The sequence below is a fragment of the Pseudomonas sp. NFR02 genome (assembly GCF_900119375.1).
GTDB classification, from domain to species: Bacteria; Pseudomonadota; Gammaproteobacteria; order Pseudomonadales; family Pseudomonadaceae; genus Aquipseudomonas; species Aquipseudomonas paracarnis.
This window is the reverse complement of sequence record NZ_FPJJ01000002.1, coordinates 838,835-853,870: the sequence shown is the minus strand read 5'-3', so window position 1 is coordinate 853,870 and position 15,036 is coordinate 838,835. Positions and strand designations below refer to the sequence as shown.

The following is a 15,036-nucleotide window of genomic DNA, read 5'->3' as shown; positions in this document are numbered from 1 at the left end:
ACGAGGGACGGGTAAATGAAGAGACTGCTCCGATTCACCTGGCTGCTGCTGTTGTGTTGCAGCCAGGTGCATGCCGCCACGGCACAGGAAGCGGATGCCCAAGCCGCCAAGGCCCTGCTGGAAAAGGCCTTGGCGTACTACCACAAGCAAGGTGACAAGGCGTTCGCCGCCTTCAGCCGTCAGGGCGAGTTCATCGACCAGGACCGTTATGTGTTTGTGGTCGATACAAAAGGCGTACTGCTGGCCAGTGGCGGGCCCTCCTCCGCGCTCATAGGTCGCGATGTGTCCGAGGTACTCGGACCGGATTTGCGCCAATCCTTCAAGGACGCGCTCAAGGTGCCCGAAAACCAGGGTATCCAGCAGGCTGACTACCGCTGGCAGAACTGGAATGACGGCAAGGTCGAACATAAACACGTGTTTTATCAGCGCGTGGGCGAACGCATCCTGGCGGTCGGTTATTACTTGCCGCGCGCCACACCGGAACAGGCACGGGCGCTGCGCAACAAGGCGGTGGAGGCGTTGGTCAAGGATGAAGCCGGCACGCTCAAGGCGATCAACTCCTTGCAAGGCGGCTTCCTGCAAGATGATCTCTACGTATTCGTGGTGGACCTGAACACGCAGCGCTACGTCGCCCATGGCACCAACCTGCGCCTGATCAACACCGATTTTGCCAAGATCAAGGACCCGGATGGCAAACCGGTGGGTGTGCCGATCCTCCAGATGATGGCCGAACAGGACCAGGGCGAATACAAATACCGCTGGAAAAACCCGGTGACCGGCAAGGTCGAGAACAAGCATGCCTATGTGCGCAAGAGCGGGCATTTCATGGTTGCGGTGGGGTATTACAGCCCCTGATCCTGATCATTCCCACGCTCTGCGTGGGAACGCCGCCTGGGACGCTCCGCGTCCGCTTATCTAACTTTGTCTTCACGGCCGCGCAGTACCCGATTCGGCATCGCTATCGCAGCGGCCAACCCCAGCAGCGACACCGCCGCACTCACCATCAGCAAATGCCGGAACGTCACCGCCAGCTCGCCGCGCAACGCATCTTGCGCCGGGCCGGGTGCGGCGTTGAGGCCGTCGAGCAGCACGTTGCCGGAACTGCCTTCGGCCACCAGTGCGCCGCTTGCCAGATGGGCGAAACTGGAATCGTGTAACAGCGCCAGCAGCAACGCCGACATGCAGGCCACCCCCACTGCCCCGCCCAGGGAGCGAAACAGGTTGGTGGTGCTGGTGGCCACACCGATATCCCGCTGCTCCACCGAGTTCTGCGTCCCCACCAACGAGGTCGGGAACTGCATGCCCGCGGCGATACCGCACAACAACATGAAGACGCTGGTGAGCGCCACCGCCTGGGGCGCGCTGTAGGCCATGCCGAGAATCGCCAGCGGGCTCAACACTGCGCCGCTGAGGATCATCGGTTTATAGCGGCCCGTCACCGAGGTCATGCGCCCGGCGAAATACGCGCCCATCGGCAAGCCCATCGCCAAGGGCAACAAGTGCAGGGCCGCGCTGTCGGCACCGGCGCCGGTCACGGTCTGGTAGCGCAGGGGCATCAGCACTGTCAGGGAAATCGCCTGGAAGCTGGTGACGAAAATCGTGCACCAGCACAACACCGCACTGCGGTTGGCAAACAAGTGCATCGGCAACAGCGGTTCCCGCGCCCGGCGTTCGTGCCACACAAACACGCTTAACGCCATCAGTGCGCAGGCCAGCAACCCCAGCACTTGATCGTCACGCCACGAATGGCCCTGGCCGATTTCGGTGATGCCCAGCAACAAGGCGGTGAGGCCGACGATCATCAGCACCGTGCCGAGGTAATCGATGATCGGCTTGCGCTGCGGCACCGGCAGCCCCACCAGGGTGCGATGGGCCACGTACCAGGCGCCGACGCCCAGTGGCAGGTTGATCAAAAACACCCAGCGCCACGACAGGTACTCGGTCATATAACCGCCCAGCACCGGCCCGGCCACGCTGGCCACCGCGTACATGCTGCTGAAATACCCCTGATAACGTCCCCGTTCGCGGGGAGGAATAATGTCGCCAATGATCGCCTGGCTCACCGAGACCATCCCGCCAGCGCCGATACCCTGCAGAACCCGAGCCAGCACCAGTTGCTCCATGCTTTGCGCCAGGCCGCAAAACAACGACGCCAGGGTGAACAGGCCCATGCCGATGAGCATCATGGGCCGGCGCCCATACAGGTCACCGAGCTTGCCGTAGATCGGCACCGCCACGGTCATCGCCACCATGTAGCCTGAGATCACCCAGGCCAGCAGGTTGACGTCATGGAACTGTGCGGAAATGGCCGGCATGGACACGGCGACAATGGTCTGGTCCAGGGCACCCAGGAAGATCGCCATCATCAGCGCGACCAGGATACTGCGCACGGCGGGAACGGTTGGAGCGGGCTGATTGAGGTGAGTCACGGCAGAACCTTCGAGCAGGGCCCACAGGCAACGGTCACCGGTGGGAATGCTCGATACGATAGCAGGCTATTCGATAGGCTCGTAAGGAAGGCCGACGTAATTTTCTGCGATGGTTTTGCGCCCGGCCTGGGAGTGGATGAAATAGTCCAGCTCGCTCTCGGCAATGCGCTGGCTGAAGGCGTCCGCCTGGGGAAACTGATGCAGCATCGAGGTCATCCACCAGGAAAACCGCTCGGCTTTCCACACTCGGCGCAGGCAGATTGCCGAGTATTTTTCCAGCAAGTCCAAGCGCCCTTCGTGGTACACCTTGAGCAAGATGCGAAACAAGGTGCTCACATCACTGGCCGCCAGGTTCAAGCCCTTGGCACCGGTGGGCGGCACAATGTGCGCGGCATCGCCGAGCAGGAACAGGCGCCCGTACTGCATGGGTTCCACCACAAAGCTGCGCAGCGGCGCGATGCTTTTCTCGATCGACGGGCCGGTCACCAATTGTTCGGCCAATGAGCCGGGCAGGCGGCTCTTGAGTTCATCCCAGAAACGTTCATCCGCCCAGTCTTCCAGCTTCTCTTCGACCGGCACTTGCAGGTAGTAACGGCTGCGGGTCGGCGACCGCATGCTGCACAGCGCAAAACCCCGCGCATGTTTGGCGTACACCAGTTCGGCATGTACCGGCGGCGTGTCGGCCAGCACGCCCAGCCAGCCGAAGGGGTAGACGCGTTCGAACACCTTCAGCGCTTGCGCCGGTATCGACTGGCGGGCCACACCATGGAAACCGTCGCAGCCGGCAATGTAGTCGCACTCCAGGCGGTAGGCTTGGCCTTCGTGCTCAAAGGTCAGCCACGGCTGTTCACTTTTCAGGTCATGGGGTTGAACATCGGAGGCTTCGTACAGGGTGATGGCACCGGCGGCTGCGCGGGCGGCCATCAGGTCGCGGGTGACCTCGGTCTGGCCGTAAATCATCACCGACTGGCCGCCGGTCAAGGCCTTGAGGTCAATGGAGGTGAGTTGGCCATTGAGGGCAATATCAAACCCGTCGTGCACCAAACCTTCGGCGTCCATGCGTTGGCTGACGCCGGCTTCGCGCAGCAGGTCGACCATGCCCTGTTCCAACACACCGGCGCGGATACGGCCTTGTACGTAATCGGCGCTCTGACGCTCTAGAACGAGGGTCTGGATGCCAGCATTGTGCAGCAGTTGGCCGAGCAGCAATCCGGAAGGACCGGCACCGATAATGGCGACTTGGGTTTTCAGGGTTTTCATTATTTTTATGACCTTCAAGCTTCACGCGAACGTATGGAGTGAAAGAGTTGTCATTGCTCTTGTGGCTGACATTTTTCACTTGAGTGAGGCTCATAAGAAGGTGAAAACTGCGTCAAAACCTGTGCTTTTCGCCAATCGGGGCGATTACCGAACCACTATCCTGAGTATCGGATTGAAACCATGACCAAAACCGCGATTCCGGTCTTCAAGCTTTACGGGGAAAGCCAGCAGTGGCCGACTCCCGATTTGTTGCACTGCGAAACCATTTCCCGGCGCAGTCGGGAATACCAGTGGGAAATCCAGCCCCACCGGCACGCGGACCTGTGCCAGTTGCTGTATGTGCACAAAGGCCAGGCACAACTGGAAATCGAAGGCCAGCGCACCACGCTCAATGAGTCGAGCCTACAAGTGCTGCCACCGCTTTGCGTGCACGGCTTTCGTTTTTCCGAGGATGTGGAAGGGTTTGTGGTAACGCTGTCGGCACCGCTGGTCAGCCACTTGCAGGCGCAACTGGGCTCTACCGTCGATGGCCTGCACACACTCGGCAGCTACCCGGCGGGCAAGGACAGCGATTACTTGAACAGCCTGTTCGTACGTTTGCAGGACGAATACGCCGATGACCAACCGGCACGGGACATGATGCTGCACGCCCTGGTCAGCGTGTTATTGGTGTGGGTCAGCCGCCAGGCGATCCAGCGCCGCCACCCACGGGCGCCACGGGGTCGTGAGTACTTTCGGCGGTTTACGCAACTGGTCGAACAGCATTACCGCGAACACCCCAAGATTGAAGACCTGGCCCACAAGCTGGGTATCTCGGTCTCACACTTGAACGGGACGTGTCGGGAGTTGGGTGGGCAACCGGCGTTGCAGATCATGCATGACCGCCAGTTGCTGGAAGCCAAGCGCCTGCTGACCTACACCAGCATGACCATCAACGAGATGTCCGAGGTGCTGGGCTTTTCAGACCCGACCAACTTCTCACGGCTGTTTCGCCGCAGGGTCGGGTTTTCACCCAAGGCGTTTCGTGAACAACTGAAGGCAGAGCAGCCTACCTGAGCGCACTGAAACTGCCGGTGCGGGGAACGCATTGGTCCTGATGGCAGCTGATGGCGAATGCCGCCGGCTGCATGCGTGTTTGCTCGACGCGGTAGGCGGCAGTCCCATACAGCGCTGTCGCCAATGCGCAGAGGGTGAAAATCGTCAGGTACTTTCTGGTTTTGATGCTCATGGCACAGACCTCTGAACGGATCTACAGGGTGCTGTTTAAAGCATAGGTCAGTCAGGGCAACTTGCCATGATGCGCTGCCATTCAGCGCGCTTATTTCACCTCAGAGCCCTATGTCCCAAACCGGCTCTTCGGGAAACCGCAGCACCAGGAAATCCAGGAGGCTACGCAGCGCCGAAGGCATGTGTTTGCGTGAGGCGTACACCGCATAGATATTCATCTGTCGCGGCTCGGCGTGCGGCAGCAAGCGCACCAACTCCCCACTGCGAATCAGCTCACCGGCCTGATAACTGGGCAACATCGCCACCCCTGCCCCGGCCAGCGTCACGCGCATTAACGTGCTGGCTTCGTTGGCCGTGATATTGCCGTGGACCGGCACCGACACGTGCTCTCCGTTTTCTTCGAAATGCCACAGGCTCTTGCCGAAGTAAGAGTGGGTCAGGCAGTTGTGCCGGGCCAGGTCTTCGACTTTCTGCGGCGCCGGATGCTCGCGCAGATAAGCCGGTGTGGCGCATACCACCGAGCGACATACGGTCAGGCGCCGGGCGATCAGGTTGGGGTCCAGATCGTTGCTGGTGCGGATCGCCAGGTCGATGCGCTCGTCCACCAGGTTCACCGTGCGATCAAGCATCTGCAAATCCACCGTCACCAGGGGGTAAAGCTTGACGTATTCGGCAATCGCCGCGCCCAGCTGCGCCTGGCCGAACGAAGTGCTGACGCTCAGGCGCAACAGGCCTCGGGGCGCATCATCGGGCTCGCTGACGGCGGCCTGCATATCACCGCACAGTTCCAACAATTGCCGGCAACGCGGCAGCGTTTCTCCGCCGGCGGCGGTGAGGCTGAGCTTGCGCGTGGTGCGGTGCAGCAGGCGTGCGCCCACCCAGTCTTCCAGCTCGGCCAGGTAGCGCGAGACCACCGGGCGCGACAGGTCAAGGTGGTCGGCAGCGGCGGATTGGCTGCCCAGGTCCACCACGGTGACAAACACGCGCATTGCTTGAAGACGATCCATGATTTGCCCGATTTTAGAAACAAACTATGTCCCAGCATCGCATTTTTTGTCGTGTTTTATGCAACTAAGCTCTGTGCATCCCTTACCGATGGCAGGAGCTGCCCGATGTTCTCGACCTTCAAACGCTTGACCCTGGCCACCGCCGCCCTGGCCTTCGCTGCCCACGCAGCAGCGGCAGAGCTGAAACTCGACGTGTACAACCCAGGCGAAGCCGCGATCTTCCCGGTCAGCTCGGTGCTGGTGAGCGGCGAGAAAGACGCGATCCTGGTGGATGCGCAATTCGGCAAAGGCCAAGCCGAGCAGCTGGTGCAGAAGATCCGCGCCAGCGGCAAGCACCTGACCACCATCTACATCAGCCATGGCGACCCGGACTACTACTTCGGCCTCGACACACTGACCGCCGCCTTCCCCGACGCCAAAGTGCTGGCGCCACAGCCAGTGGTGGACCATATCAACGCCACCGTCGCCGACAAGCTGGCCTTCTGGGGCCCGAAAATGGGCGCCGACAAGCCGGCCAAGACCCTTGTGCCGCAAGTGCTTAAAGGCCACAGCCTGACCCTGGAAGGGCAACAGCTTGAAGTGGTTGGCCTTGACGGCCCGCAGCCAGATCGCAGCTTTGTGTGGATTCCGTCGATCAAGGCCGTGGTCGGTGGTGTGGTGGTCGCTGAAAACATCCACGTCTGGATGGCCGATACCCAGAGCGCGCAATCCCATAAAGACTGGCTGGCTACCCTCACGCGCATTGAAGACCTGAAGCCGAACACCGTGGTGCCGGGCCATTACCTGGGCACGCCATCGCTGGCCTCGGTCACCTTCACCGCCGATTACATCAAGGCCTTCGACCTCGAAACCGCCAAGGCCAAGGACTCCGCCGCCCTGATTGCGGCCATGAAAAAACGCTACCCCACCCTCGCCGACGAAAGCTCGCTGGAACTGAGCGCCAAAGTCGCCAAGGGCGAAATGAAGTGGTAACTGGCTTTAAACCTTAACCCTGTTGGAGAACATCATGAGCAAGATCGCAATCATTGGTGCCACTGGCCGCGCCGGTAGCCAACTGCTGGAAGAAGCGCTGCGCCGCGGGCATACCGTCATCGCCATCGCCCGCAATACCGACAAGCTGGCTGTGCGTCCTGGCGTTACGGTCAAACAGGTTGATGCCCTGGATGCCGAAGCCTTGCAACACGCCATCAGCGGCAGCGACGTGGTGATCAGCGCCGCGCACTTCGCCACGCTTCCCGCCAGCGCCGTGATCGGCCCGGTGAAAAAGGCTGGTGTGAAACGTTTGTTGGTGGTCGGCGGCGCCGGTTCACTGCTGTTGCCCGGTGGCGGGCGCGTGATCGATAGCGAAGGGTTCCCGGCTGAATATAAAGCTGAAGCCAGTGCCGGGGCGCAATTCCTGGAAACGCTGCGCCAGGAAAAGGAGCTGGACTGGACCTTCCTGTCGCCATCGGCCCTGTTCGACGGCACCGAGCGCACCGGCAAATTCCGCCTGGGCACGGATGATCTGCTGGTGGACAGTGACGGCAACAGCTCGATCAGTTTTGCCGACTTCGCCATCGCCATGCTGGATGAAGTGGAAACACCGAAGCACTCGCGCCAGCGCTTTACGGTCGGTTACTGACCCAACGCCGTCAACGCTAACCACGATGCGAAGCGAGCCGCTCTTGATCTGCTTTTGATCTGCTTTTGATCTTGATCTTAGGCGCCCCGTTAAACCACGCTGGCCGAAATTCGACAGTGATTTGGGGGGTAAACCGGCAGGGATGCCGGTTTAACCGCCCCGCGCCATGAATGGCGCGTGGCGGCGGCCCCCCAAATCACTGGCGGATTACGGGCACACCGAGCCTAGGCGAGGTGCCGAGTGGTGGGGCAAGAGCCCTTTGGTTACTTTGGGCGGGGCCGGCATTCCGGCTCTTTTCCAAAGTGACCCGCTGTCAGAGCGGAACCCTAAGCGGCCGTTACCGCAGCAATGGATATGTACACAATCCAACTGTGTTGACTGTCAGTCCGCCTTCGCGAGCAAGCCCGCTCCCACAGTTGGATCGTGGGGTGTCTGGTAGATAGGCGTTGGCTTTCAGGCCCTCATCGCAGGCAAGCCAGCTCCCACATCTGGATCGTCGGGGTGTCAGGTAGATAGGTATCGGCTTTCAGGCCGTCATCGCAGGCAAGCCAGCCACAGTTGGATCGCGGCGAGTCAGGTAGATAGGCGTAGGCTGTCATCCCACACTGGCCTCACTCACCAACCAATCCATCAGCGCGACCAACCCAACCGACGGTTCCTTCCCCGGCGGATACACCAGGAAATACCCCATCCCCGTCGACACCCGCAGTTCAAACGGCATCGCCAACCGCCCCGCCTTCAGATCCTCGCCAATCAGCGCACTGTCGCCCATCGCCACCCCGGTGCCCTGGGACGCCACAGTCATTGCCAAGTCCAAGGTTTCGAAATGATGGCGTTGGATGGGGTCGCTCAAGCGGGTATTGGCAGCCTTGAGCCACAACGTCCAATCGCGCTCGTCTCGGGTCGGGTGCAACAGTACCTGATGCTGCAAATCCTGCGGCGTACGCAAACTGCCCAGCAACCCAGGCACGCAGACCGGCGTGAGACGCTCGTCGAACAGATGCCGCGCCTCGGCCGACTGCTCGGCGATGGGCCCGTAGATCACCGCCGCGTCAAACGGCTCACGACGAAAGTCGACGTTATAGGCCACCGTCGTGGTGAGCTCCACCGGCACATCCGGGCGTTCTTTTTGCCATTGCAGCAAGCGCGGCAACAACCAGCGCATCACGCAGGTGGACGCTTTGAGCTGCAAGGTGCGGCGCCGGTCACCGATGTGCTCCACCGCGTCAGCGAGCAAGCCAAACACCTGTTGCGCGCATGCCAGCCATTCGCGCCCCTCCTCCGTCAGGCTCAAGCCACGCGCCTGGCGCTGAAACAAGGCATAGCCCAACTGGCTTTCCAACCCGGCCACCTGTCGACTCACCGCGCCCTGGGTAATGTGCAGGTGTTCGGCGGCACGGGTGAAGTTGCAGCACTGGGCTGTGACCCAGAAGGTGTGCAACGCAGGTAACGGTGGGAGGCGTTTCATCGGGGCGCAGCCATGACGGGAGGACATGGCGAGTATGACTTTTTATCGATTGTTGCCGCCACCGGCCAACCGCTCCAATAGCGCTTCGACCCCATCACAAGAGCGACCTGTATGGCGACCTGCGGCGAAGTATTGGTGCACCTCCTGGAACGCTACGGCGTGGACCACGTATTCGGCATTCCCGGCGTACACACCGTGGAGCTGTACCGGGGCTTGGCGCGCTCCAGCATTCGACATGTCACCCCGCGCCACGAACAGGGCGCCGGCTTCATGGCCGACGGTTATGCGCGCACCTCTGGCAAGCCCGGCGTGTGCTTTATCATCACTGGCCCCGGCATGACCAATATCACCACGGCCATGGGCCAGGCCTATGCCGACTCGATCCCGATGCTGGTGATATCCAGCGTGCAGTCACGCAGCCAACTGGGCGGCGGGCGCGGCAAGTTGCATGAGCTGCCGAACCAGAGCGCGCTGGTGGCCGGGGTGGCGGCGTTCTCCCACACCTTGATGTCGGCGGCCGAACTGCCCGCCGTGCTGGCGCGGGCGTTTGCGGTGTTCCAGGCCGGTCGGCCGCGCCCGGTGCATATCGAGATTCCCCTGGATGTACTGGTGGAAAATGCCGACGCGTTGCTGGGCAGCACGCCTGTCAGCGTCGCCCGCGCTGGCGCGGCACCGGCGGCCGTGCAGCAGATGAGCCAGAGGCTGGCTGCGGCCAAGCGCCCGCTGATCCTGGCCGGTGGCGGCGCCATTGACGCAGCCGCCGAACTGACCCACCTCGCAGAAGCCCTCGGCGCGCCCGTGGCCCTCACCATTAACGCCAAGGGCATGTTGCCGGCCGCGCACCCGCTGCTGATCGGCTCCACGCAAACCCTGATCGCCACCCGTGCCCTGGTGGCTGAGGCTGACGTGGTATTGGCGATCGGCACCGAGTTGGCAGAGACCGACTACGACGTCACCTTCGCCGGTGGTTTCAACATTCCCGGTGCGCTGTTGCGCATCGATATTGACCCGGACCAGACCGTACGCAACTACCCGCCCCAAGTGGCACTAGTGGCCGACGCACGCATCGCCGCCCAGGCCCTGCTCACCGAAATCAACCGCCAGCCGCTGACGCCGCGCACTACCGACTGGGGCACAGCACGCGTCGCCCGTTTATGGGCCGAGCTGGAACCTACGTGGGACGCTGCGACGCGCGCGCAAAGCCGGTTTCTCAACGCCGTTCTGGAGGAACTGCCGGGCGTAGTGTTCGTGGGGGACTCCACTCAACCGGTGTACAGCGGCAACCTGACCCTGAACCTCGACCACCCACGCTGCTGGTTCAACGCCTCCACCGGGTACGGCACGCTGGGTTATGCCCTGCCCGCCGCCATTGGCGCCTGGCTCGGGCGCGGCGATGGCCAACCGGTGGTGTGCCTGATCGGCGACGGCGGGCTGCAATTCACCCTGCCGGAACTGGCCAGCGCGGTGGAAGCGCGTACACCGGTGATCGTGCTGCTGTGGAATAACCAGGGTTACGAAGAGATCAAGAAATACATGGTCAACCGTGACATCGAGCCGGTGGGTGTGGACATCTACACGCCGGACTTTATCGGTGTGGCCAAGGCTCTGGGCTGTGCGGCAGAAAGCATTCGTGGCATGGAACATTTGCGTACCGCATTGCGTGCCGCTGCTGATCACGAGGGACCGACGCTCATCGAAATTGACCAAAGGCTGCGAATGCACAATGGGATTTGATCCTTGAATCACTCACGCTTCCTGTGAATTCTGACAGTAGACGCACTCGCGCGAAGCCATAACACTCAAGCCATGCACAATGACAATGCACAAGGAGGCAACATGGCTAGGGCATCGATATTTTCCGGCAACCTCGTAGTGATTGGCTTTGGCTCCATCGCCAAAGCCACGCTCGCGTTGTTGCTACAACAGGACACACTGATCCTGCGCACCATTACTGTCATTGCGCCCATCCTTGACCAATCCCCATGGTTTGAAGCCCAGGGCATTGTCTTTATCAAAGCGCACTTGGACAAAGACAACTACGAAGACTTGCTCGACCGACATGTGGACCCCGGCGACTTCCTGCTCAATTTATCCGTGGACGTCAGCTCTATCGCCTTGATGACGTATGCCGCGAATGCGGGCGTGTTGTACCTCGATACCTGTATCGAACCCTGGGCCGGCGGTTATACCGACCCATCACCGTCTAGCGCCCGACGCACCAATTACGCCTTGCGCCAGCAGATGCTCACACTGCGCAAGCAGCTCGGCGAGGGGCCTACGGCGGTGGTGGCCCATGGTGCCAACCCAGGCTTGATTTCGCACTTGCTCAAGGCCGGCCTCATGAGATTGGCCGGCGAGCTCAAGCACCCGGCGCCCATCGCTGACGGTCAAATGCAGTGGGCCCGCCTGGCGATGCAGATGGGAGTCAAGGTGGTGCACATCGCCGAGCACGATACGCAACGCTCCACCCAGCCCAAACAAAGTGGAGAGTTCGTCAATACCTGGTCGGTCGACGGCTTTATCAGCGAGGGCGGACAGCCGGCAGAGTTGGCATGGGGCACCCATGAGCGAAACTGGCGCAAGGACGCGCGGCGTCATCGCAGCGGTTCAAAAAACTCGATCTACCTGGATCAGCCCAGCGCCACCGTGTTGTTGAAAACCTGGACACCTGTGGAGGGGAGCTGCCTGGGCCTGCTGATTACCCACCATGAAACCTGTTCATTGGCCGACTGCTTAACGCTACGCGAACACGGCGATGTGATTTATCGGCCCACACTGCACTATGCCTACCGCTGCTGCGACGAGGCGTTATTATCGATCAATGAATTGATCGATAATAACTGGCAGCCTCCGCGCACTAAACGAGTAATGAGCAATGACGTTGCCGCCGGCGGCGTCGATGCACTCGGGGTATTGCTCATGGGGCATGCCCTGAATGCCTATTGGTTTGGCTCAGTGCTGTCGGTTGATCAGGCGCGGGCCCTAGTGCCGTTCAATACGGCCACCAGCCTGCAGGTCGCTGCGGGGGTGTTCGCGGGAATGGTATGGGCGGTGCGCAATCCCGACCGCGGTATTGTCGAGGCCGAGGATATGGACCACATGCGCATTCTGGACACGGCCAGTCCCTACCTGGGGACTGTGCTTGCACAGCAGACTGACTGGCGGCCGACCACCACAGGCACGCCGGACAAAAGCGACGCTGTTGAGTACCCATGGCAATTTGCACAGTTCGCAGGGGCCTGAATCGTTTTTTCAATAGCCCCTGCGACTTTCTGATTTGCCCCGCTGCACGCTCCATGGCCTGATTCGCCCTTGTTCATTCAAGGCAGGCCCATGGAAAACGTTCAGGCAAAATCCACCTGCGCACTATGGCTGATGATCAGCGTGGTGCTCGTCGCCCTCAATTTGCGTCCGTCGATGGCGGCCGTGGGGCCGTTATTGGCGTCGATTCGTGCGGATGTGCCGCTAAGTTTCAGCACCGCCGCCTTACTGACCATGTTGCCAGTCATGGCCATGGGCCTGGCGATGTTCTTTGGCATGGGCCTGGCCAAGCGCGTGGGCGAGCATCGCAGCATTGTGGCGTCGTTGCTGGTGATTGGGCTGGCGACTGTGTCGCGGCTGTTCCTTGATTCGGCACTGGAGCTGATCGCGAGTGCCATTGCGGCGGGTGTCGGCATTGCGCTGATCCAGGCGTTGATGCCGGCGCTGATCAAGTCGCGTTTCAGCGCCAATGTTTCGTTATTCATGGGCCTGTATGTCACCGCGATCATGGGCGGCGCGGCCCTGGCTGCTTCGTTCTCGCCGTTGGTGCAAACCCAGACCGGCAGCTGGCGTATCGGCCTGGCGATCTGGGCACTGCTGGCGTTGTTGGCCCTGGTGTTCTGGTATGCGCAGCGTTCGGCCCTGCCGCCCTTACCCCACGCCGGTTCGGGCCCCCAGGAGGCTTTTTTCAGCAATCGCCGCGCCTGGTTGCTGGCGATCTTTTTTGGCCTCGGCACCGCGTCCTACACCTGTGTGCTGGCATGGCTGGCGCCGTACTACGTCGAGCAGGGTTGGAGTGAACAGAATGCAGGCTTGCTGCTGGGTTTCTTGACCGCCATGGAAGTGATCTCCGGCCTGGTCACACCGGCCATCGCCAACCGCCGCCAGGATAAACGTGGCGTGGTGGCGGTACTGCTGGTGCTGATCATCCTGGGTTTCTGCGGCCTAATCCTCAGCCCGCAACATTGGAGCCTGTTGTGGCCCTGCCTGCTAGGCCTGGGGATTGGCGGCCTGTTCCCGATGAGCCTGATCCTGTCCCTGGACCACCTCGACAACCCGCGCCGTGCCGGTGGCCTTACCGCGTTTGTGCAGGGCATCGGTTATCTGATCGCCGGCCTGTCGCCGCTGATCGCCGGCATGATCCGCGACCAGTTGGGCAGCTTCGAATGGGCCTGGTGGTCATTGATGGCAGTGAGCGGGCTGATGCTGCTGATCGTGATGCGGTTCAACCCGGCGCATTACGCACGGCATATCCGCTGACGTCGTATTACAAACATTTTTTGTCCCACACGAAACATAGAAGGGTCCTACAGAGCTTTCTATTGGTACGAGCGTTCCGTTAACATTTTGCTCAGTCTTGTACTGAGTTCGGTACAAAGGGTTTACGGACGAAACCGATGCTAAACAGTAACTTGCTCAGAAAGCTCGATATGCAGGATTTGATGGTGTTTATCGCCGTCTACGACCAGAGCAGCGTTACCGAGGTGTCTGAAACGCTGTTCGTCAGCCAGTCCACTGTGAGCTACAGCCTGAAGAAGCTGCGCACCAGCTTTGAAGATGAGCTGTTTATCAACACCCGCGCAGGCATGCGTCCTACGTACAAGGCCACCACCATGTACGAGCATGTGCAGAAGATTTTGGAAAGCATCAACCTGTGCCATGCCGGTGGCCAGGCTTTTGATCCGACCCAACAGGCCGTGACCTTCAATGTGTGTGCGCCGGAATATTTCGAGCAGCTGATTCTGCCGCGCCTGTTGAAGCGTTTCGACCATGCCGACCTGCCGGTGATCGTCAACGTGCAGAAGCTGGAAACCGACATCCCCGCCGACGACCTGCGTGAGGGTCGCCTGGACCTGGTGATCTGTTTCGGCCCGCACTTTCACCGCGCTCACAAAGACTTCAAGACCCAGATGCTGTTGGAGGACGACTTGGTCTGCGTGTGCGACCAACGCTCAGCGCCGAGGGAACAGGCGTTCAGCCTGCAGTCCTTCGTTGAGCGGCGCCACGTATTCCCCACACCCTGGACCTCCGACACCAACATGATCGACGGCTGGCTTGCGCGCCAGGCGCGCAAGCGTCAGGTGATTGCACGGGCCAACAGCTACAGCGCGGCATTGAAGATGATTGCCGGCACCGACTTCATCGTCACCCTGCCCCGCCGCGTGCAAAAGTTACTGGCACCGGCGCCGGCATTCGGTGTTTGCGAAGCACCTAACGGTTTGCCGGGGTTCACCCTGGATATGCAGTGGAACGAAACCAGTGGGCAGGACAGCGCCAATACCTGGTTTCGGGAGCAAGTGGTGAAGGTGTGTGCGGATCAGGGCCTTTTGTAATTGGATGGCGATGGTGGAAGTCAGCCGATGGCGATTTTGCTGTAGGAATCGCGATCAATATCCAGCAGCTCGACACTCAGCTGTACCTGCACACCTTCGGGCCACGGGCCGAGGTCCTGAAGCACCGCCAGCAGGCTTTCTGATAGCTGCTTCTTGATCTGCGGCGAACGCCCGCTCAATAACGCCAGACGCACCGCAACAAAACCGCGCTCACCCAGGCCAGTGCCGACCCGAAATCGCTCGACCGCCACCGCACGGCTCTTGATGTCGAACTCGGCGCCGAACTGACCGGAGGCCACCAACGCATGGTTAAGGCGCAACAGGGCCTTGTCGATGTCCAGTTGCGTCAGGTTGGCGGTGTGTTCCAAGTGCAGGTGCGGCATGCTTTTCTCCGAGTTTTTTGTAGGAAGATGCCCAACTATATAGGGGG

At 60.9% G+C, this 15,036-nt stretch carries 14 protein-coding genes; 8 read left to right on the top strand and 6 right to left on the bottom strand.

Features of this window, described 5'->3' with window-relative positions; translation table 11 throughout:
* The first annotated feature begins 15 nt into the window (after positions 1-15).
* Complete coding sequence (locus BT199_RS09695; RefSeq protein ID WP_054920003.1) at positions 16-855, top strand: cache domain-containing protein; 840 nt, start codon at positions 16-18, stop codon at positions 853-855.
* Between the two features lie 56 nt (positions 856-911).
* On the opposite strand, the gene BT199_RS09690 is transcribed toward BT199_RS09695, so the two are convergent.
* Together BT199_RS09690 and pobA are read right to left on the bottom strand one after the other, a co-directional pair.
* Entirely contained in the window at positions 912-2,429 is a 1,518-nt protein-coding gene (locus BT199_RS09690) for an MDR family MFS transporter (RefSeq protein WP_072434364.1), read from the bottom strand.
* Positions 2,430-2,495: 66 nt separating this feature from the next.
* Entirely contained in the window at positions 2,496-3,680 is a 1,185-nt protein-coding gene (pobA, locus tag BT199_RS09685; protein ID WP_172832688.1) for a 4-hydroxybenzoate 3-monooxygenase, read from the bottom strand.
* A gap of 189 nt (positions 3,681-3,869) precedes the next feature.
* Between pobA and BT199_RS09680 the strand changes: the two genes are divergently transcribed.
* Complete coding sequence (locus tag BT199_RS09680; RefSeq protein ID WP_014717471.1) at positions 3,870-4,745, top strand: helix-turn-helix domain-containing protein; 876 nt, start codon at positions 3,870-3,872, stop codon at positions 4,743-4,745.
* On the opposite strand, the gene BT199_RS09675 is transcribed toward BT199_RS09680, so the two are convergent.
* Positions 4,738-4,917 carry a hypothetical protein gene (locus BT199_RS09675; RefSeq protein ID WP_003189580.1) on the bottom strand — a complete coding sequence of 60 codons (180 nt, stop codon included), beginning with the start codon at positions 4,915-4,917 and terminating at the stop codon, positions 4,738-4,740. The two genes, BT199_RS09680 and BT199_RS09675, sit on opposite strands and share 8 nt — an antisense overlap.
* Positions 4,918-5,017: 100 nt before the next feature.
* The gene (locus BT199_RS09670) at positions 5,018-5,923 is read right to left on the bottom strand and encodes a LysR family transcriptional regulator (RefSeq protein WP_014717470.1); all 906 of its coding nucleotides are present in this window, start codon (positions 5,921-5,923) and stop codon (positions 5,018-5,020) included.
* Positions 5,924-6,028: 105 nt separating this feature from the next.
* On the opposite strand from BT199_RS09670, the gene BT199_RS09665 reads away from it, so the two are divergent.
* Positions 6,029-6,895 (top strand): MBL fold metallo-hydrolase, encoded by an 867-nt coding sequence (locus tag BT199_RS09665; RefSeq protein WP_019818268.1) that lies wholly within the window; start codon positions 6,029-6,031, stop codon positions 6,893-6,895.
* A gap of 34 nt (positions 6,896-6,929) precedes the next feature.
* Entirely contained in the window at positions 6,930-7,544 is a 615-nt protein-coding gene (locus tag BT199_RS09660) for an NAD(P)-dependent oxidoreductase (protein WP_014717468.1), read from the top strand.
* A gap of 595 nt (positions 7,545-8,139) precedes the next feature.
* Here the strand turns inward: BT199_RS09660 and BT199_RS09650 are convergent.
* Entirely contained in the window at positions 8,140-9,012 is an 873-nt protein-coding gene (locus tag BT199_RS09650) for a LysR substrate-binding domain-containing protein (protein WP_072434362.1), read from the bottom strand.
* Between the two features lie 111 nt (positions 9,013-9,123).
* Between BT199_RS09650 and BT199_RS09645 the strand changes: the two genes are divergently transcribed.
* The 4 genes from BT199_RS09645 to BT199_RS09630 all read left to right on the top strand — a co-directional run bounded on the left by BT199_RS09645 (position 9,124) and on the right by BT199_RS09630 (position 14,606).
* The gene (locus BT199_RS09645) at positions 9,124-10,746 is read left to right on the top strand and encodes a 5-guanidino-2-oxopentanoate decarboxylase (RefSeq protein WP_072434361.1); all 1,623 of its coding nucleotides are present in this window, start codon (positions 9,124-9,126) and stop codon (positions 10,744-10,746) included.
* Positions 10,747-10,848: 102 nt separating this feature from the next.
* Positions 10,849-12,255, top strand: coding sequence for a saccharopine dehydrogenase NADP-binding domain-containing protein (locus tag BT199_RS09640; protein ID WP_072434360.1), 1,407 nt, complete (start codon positions 10,849-10,851; stop codon positions 12,253-12,255).
* A 90-nt stretch (positions 12,256-12,345) separates the two neighbouring features.
* Complete coding sequence (locus BT199_RS09635; protein ID WP_072434359.1) at positions 12,346-13,533, top strand: cyanate transporter; 1,188 nt, start codon at positions 12,346-12,348, stop codon at positions 13,531-13,533.
* 137 nt (positions 13,534-13,670) lie between these two features.
* Positions 13,671-14,606 carry a LysR family transcriptional regulator gene (locus BT199_RS09630; protein ID WP_014717464.1) on the top strand — a complete coding sequence of 312 codons (936 nt, stop codon included), beginning with the start codon at positions 13,671-13,673 and terminating at the stop codon, positions 14,604-14,606.
* Positions 14,607-14,626: 20 nt separating this feature from the next.
* Here BT199_RS09630 and BT199_RS09625 read toward each other — a convergent pair whose 3' ends face one another.
* The gene (locus tag BT199_RS09625; protein ID WP_014717463.1) at positions 14,627-14,989 is read right to left on the bottom strand and encodes a 5-carboxymethyl-2-hydroxymuconate Delta-isomerase; all 363 of its coding nucleotides are present in this window, start codon (positions 14,987-14,989) and stop codon (positions 14,627-14,629) included.
* Positions 14,990-15,036 lie beyond the last annotated feature (47 nt).